This window comes from Streptomyces sp. NPDC056347 (genome assembly GCF_042262625.1).
Classification (GTDB): Bacteria; Actinomycetota; Actinomycetes; order Streptomycetales; family Streptomycetaceae; genus Streptomyces.
The window spans coordinates 1-4,554 of record NZ_JBHJQP010000296.1 but is presented as its reverse complement, the minus strand read 5'-3'; the positions used below and the strand labels follow the sequence as shown (position 1 = coordinate 4,554).

Annotated in this window: 3 protein-coding genes; all 3 read left to right on the top strand. The window is 71.7% G+C overall.

All coding sequences use genetic code 11. The features are described 5' to 3' along the window. Positions 1–151: 151 nt before the first annotated feature. The 3 genes from ACFCV8_RS35475 to tyrS all read left to right on the top strand — a co-directional run bounded on the left by ACFCV8_RS35475 (position 152) and on the right by tyrS (position 4,499). The gene (locus ACFCV8_RS35475) at positions 152–1,675 is read left to right on the top strand and encodes a TldD/PmbA family protein (RefSeq protein WP_376689669.1); all 1,524 of its coding nucleotides are present in this window, start codon (positions 152–154) and stop codon (positions 1,673–1,675) included. An 82-nt stretch (positions 1,676–1,757) separates the two neighbouring features. Further along, entirely contained in the window at positions 1,758–3,152 is a 1,395-nt protein-coding gene (locus tag ACFCV8_RS35470; RefSeq protein WP_376689668.1) for a metallopeptidase TldD-related protein, read from the top strand. A gap of 81 nt (positions 3,153–3,233) precedes the next feature. Further along, complete coding sequence (tyrS, locus tag ACFCV8_RS35465; protein ID WP_376689666.1) at positions 3,234–4,499, top strand: tyrosine--tRNA ligase; 1,266 nt, start codon at positions 3,234–3,236, stop codon at positions 4,497–4,499. Positions 4,500–4,554: the final 55 nt, after the last annotated feature.

Here is a 4,554-nt window from a genome sequence, read left to right as displayed (position 1 = left end):
ACCGCGCCTCCCGCGGGGCTGTGTGGGTTTCCTACTGTGCGCGGCCCCGCGGGGCGGCGCGCCGCCCCGCGGGAAGCTGTCCGGCCGATGCCGGGTGCGGTCACCCTCCGGCGTGATTCACTTCCGTGGTGCATCGAGAAGGGAATCCGCCGTGCCCCATGAGGTAGATCAGTCGTTCCTGGCCCTGCCGTTGCGGGCCCTCGCCGACGCGGCGCTCGCCCGCGCGCGGGCGCTGGGCGCCGAGCATGCCGACTTCCGTATGGAGCGGGTGCGCAGCGCCTCCTGGCGGCTGCGGGACGCCCGCCCCGCCGCGTCCTCGGACACCACCGACCTCGGCTACGCGGTACGGGTGGTGCACGGCGGGGCCTGGGGCTTCGCTTCCGGGGTGGATCTGACGATGGACGCCGCGGCGAAGGTGGCCTCGCAGGCCGTCGCCATGGCGAAGCTGTCGGCCAAGGTGATCGCGGCGGCCGGTTCCGACGAGCGGGTCGAGCTGGCGGACGAGCCGGTGCACGGCGAGCGGACCTGGGTCTCGGCGTACGACATCGACCCGTTCGAGGTGCCGGACGAGGAGAAGGCGGGGCTGCTCGCCGAGTGGAGTTCCCGGCTGCTGGCGGCGGAGGGTGTCGCGCATGTGGACGCCTCGCTGACCACCGTCCACGAGAACAAGTTCTACGCCGACACCGCCGGGACCGTGACCACCCAGCAGCGGGTCCGGCTGCATCCGGAGTTCACCGCGGTGGCCGTGGACGGGGCGAGCGGCGAGTTCGACTCGATGCGGACGATCGCCCCGCCGGTGGGCCGCGGCTGGGAGTACCTGACCGGGACCGGCTGGGACTGGGACGGCGAGCTGGAGCGGATTCCCGGGCTGCTGGCCGAGAAGATGCGCGCCCCGAGCGTGGAGGCGGGGACGTACGACCTGGTGGTCGACCCGTCCAACCTCTGGCTGACCATCCACGAGTCGATCGGCCACGCCACCGAGCTGGACCGGGCGCTGGGGTACGAGGCGGCGTATGCCGGGACCTCGTTCGCCACCTTCGACCAGCTGGGGAAGCTGGCGTACGGCTCCCCCGTGATGAACGTGACGGGCGACCGCACCGCCGAGCACGGCCTGGCGACCATCGGGTACGACGACGAGGGCGTCGAGGCGCAGTCCTGGGACCTGGTCAGGAACGGGACGCTGGTCGGGTACCAGCTGGACCGGCGGATCGCGAAGCTGACCGGTCTCGGCCGTTCCAACGGCTGCGCGTACGCGGACTCCCCCGGCCACGTCCCCGTGCAGCGGATGGCGAACGTGTCGCTGCGCCCAGAGCCCGGCGGGCTGTCCACGGAGGACCTGATTGGCGGGGTGGAGCGCGGGATCTACGTGGTCGGCGACCGCTCCTGGTCGATCGATATGCAGAGGTACAACTTTCAATTTACCGGTCAGCGGTTCTTCCGGATCGAGAACGGGCGGCTCGCCGGTCAGCTGCGCGATGTCGCGTACCAGGCGACGACGACGGACTTCTGGGGCTCGATGGAGAAGGTCGGCGGCCCGCAGACCTACGTCCTGGGCGGCGCCTTCAACTGTGGCAAGGCCCAGCCGGGGCAGGTCGCGGCCGTCTCGCACGGCTGCCCCTCCGCCCTCTTCCGGGGCGTGAACATCCTCAACACGACGCAGGAGGCCGGACGATGAGCGGTCACCACAGGACCGGCTGGGGGTCCGGGGGTCGTACCCCGGGAAAGCACAGTCCCGACACGACGCAGGAGGCCGGACGATGAGCCGCGTCAGCAAGCCGCACGAGATCGTCGAGCGGGCGCTCGAACTGTCCACCGCCGACGGCTGCGTGGTCATCGCCGACGAGGAGTCGTCGGCGAACCTGCGCTGGGCGGGCAACGCCCTCACCACGAACGGGGTGACGCGGGGCCGGACCCTCACGGTCGTCGCGACCGTCGACGGCGCTCAGGGCACCGCGTCCGGGGTGGTGTCCAGGTCCGCGGTCACCGCCGACGACCTGGAGCCGCTGGTGCGGGCGGCCGAGGCCGCGGCGCGCGGGGCCTCTCCGGCGGAGGACGCGCAGCCGCTGGTCACCGGGGTGCCCGGGTCTCCGGACTTCACGGACGCGCCGGCGGAGACCGGCTCGGAGGTGTTCGCGGACTTCGCCCCGGCGCTCGGCGACGCCTTCGCGCGCGCCCGCTCCGGCGGCCGTGAGCTGTACGGCTTCGCCCACCACATGATGACCTCCACGTACCTCGGCACGTCGACGGGGCTGCGGCTGCGCCACGACCAGCCGACCGGGACGCTGGAGCTGAACGCCAAGTCCCCCGACCGCACCCGTTCGTCCTGGGCGGGCCGTTCGACGCGCGACTTCAAGGACGTCGATCCGGCCGCGCTCGACGCGGAGCTGGCGCAGCGGCTGCGCTGGGCGGAGCGTCGCATCGAGCTGCCCGCCGGGCGGTACGAGACGCTGCTCCCGCCGACGGCCGTCGCCGACCTGCTGATCTACCAGATGTGGTCGTCGACCGCGCGGGACGCCGCGGAGGGCCGGACGGTCTTCTCCCGGCCGGGCGGCGGGACCCGGATCGGCGAGCAGCTGTCCGGGCTGCCCCTCACGCTGCGCAGCGACCCGTACGCCCCGGGGCTGGAGTCGGCGCCGTTCGTGATCGCCCACGCCTCCGGGGACGGTGCCTCCGTCTTCGACAACGGGCTGCCGCTGGCGCCGACCGACTGGGTGCGCGACGGCCGGCTGGAGCGTCTGACCACGACCCGGCACACGGCGGCGCTGACCGGCCAGCCGGTCGCCCCGGCCATCGACAATCTGGTGCTGGAGGGCGGCGGCGAGCGGTCCCTGGACGAGATGGTGGCGTCGACGACCGGGCGCGGGCTGCTGCTGACCTGCCTCTGGTACATCCGGGAGGTCGATCCGGCCACGCTGCTGCTGACCGGGCTGACCCGCGACGGGGTGTATCTGGTCGAGGACGGCGAGGTCGTCGGCGAGGTGAACAACTTCCGGTTCAACGAGTCGCCGGTGGACCTGCTGGCGCGGGCCTCGGAGGCGGGCCGCACCGAAAGGACGTTGCCGCGCGAGTGGGGCGACTGGTTCACTCGGGCGGCGATGCCCGCGCTGCGGATCCCCGACTTCAACATGAGCTCGGTGAGCCCCGGCGTGTGACCCGCCTAGACTGAGATGTTGCATCGTGGTGTTGCAACATCGCGATGCGATCCAGTGCCGTAAAGAAGGAGATACACGACCGTGACGGACATCGTCGATGAGCTGAAGTGGCGCGGGCTGTTCGCCCAGTCCACTGATGAGGACGCACTGCGCAAGGCTCTCGCGGACGGTCCCGTCACGTTCTATTGCGGCTACGACCCCACCGCGGCCAGTCTGCACGTCGGCCATCTGGTGCAGGTGCTCACCATGCGCCGGCTCCAGCAAGCCGGTCTGCGCCCGCTGGCCCTGGTGGGCGGCGCGACCGGTCAGATCGGTGACCCGCGGCCGACCGCCGAGCGCACGCTGAACGACCCGGAGACGGTCGCCGCCTGGGTGGCGCGGCTGCGGGCCCAGATCGAGCCGTTCCTGTCCTTCGAGGGCGAGAACGCCGCGGTCATGGTGAACAACCTGGACTGGACCGCGGGGCTCTCCGCGATCGAGTTCCTCCGGGACATCGGCAAGCACTTCCGCGTCAACAAGATGCTGACGAAGGAGTCCATCGCCCGCCGCCTGGAGTCCGACGAGGGCATCAGCTACACCGAGTTCAGCTACCAGCTGCTCCAGAGCATGGACTTCCTGGAGCTGTACCGGCGTTACGGCTGCACCCTCCAGCAGGGCGGCAGCGACCAGTGGGGCAACCTCACCGCGGGTCTCGACCTGATCCACCGCCTGGAGCCGGGCGCCGAGGTGCACGCGCTGGCGACACCGCTGATGACGAAGGCGGACGGGACGAAGTTCGGCAAGACCGAGGGCGGGGCCGTCTGGCTCGACCCGACGATGACCACGCCGTACGCGTTCTACCAGTTCTGGCTGAACGTGGACGACCGGGACGTCTCCCGGTACATGCGGATTCTCAGCTTCCGTACCCCTGCGGAGCTGGAGGAGCTGGAGAAGGTCACCGAGGAGCGCCCGCAGGCCCGGACGGCGCAGCGTGCGCTGGCCGAGGAGCTGACGACCCTGGTGCACGGCGCGGACCAGTGCGCGGCGGTCATCGCGGCGTCGAAGGCCCTGTTCGGCCAGGGCGAGCTCGGGGAGCTGGACGAGGCGACGCTGGCCGCCGCCCTGTCCGAGGTGCCGCACGCACGGGTCGCCGAGCTCGGTCCGCTGGTGGACCTCCTGGTGGAGGTCGGTCTGGCGCCGAGCAAGTCGGGTGCCCGCCGCACGGTGAAGGAGGGCGGCGCGTACGTGAACAACGTCAAGGTCGCCGACGGTGAGACCGCTCCGGCCCGTGAGGAGCTGCTGCACGGGCGCTGGCTGGTGCTGCGCCGGGGCAAGAAGAACCTCGCCGCCGTCGAGGTCACCGGCTGATCCCGGGCCCGTATCCGCATCGCGGCCGGACACGCGTCATGCGTGTGCGGCCGCC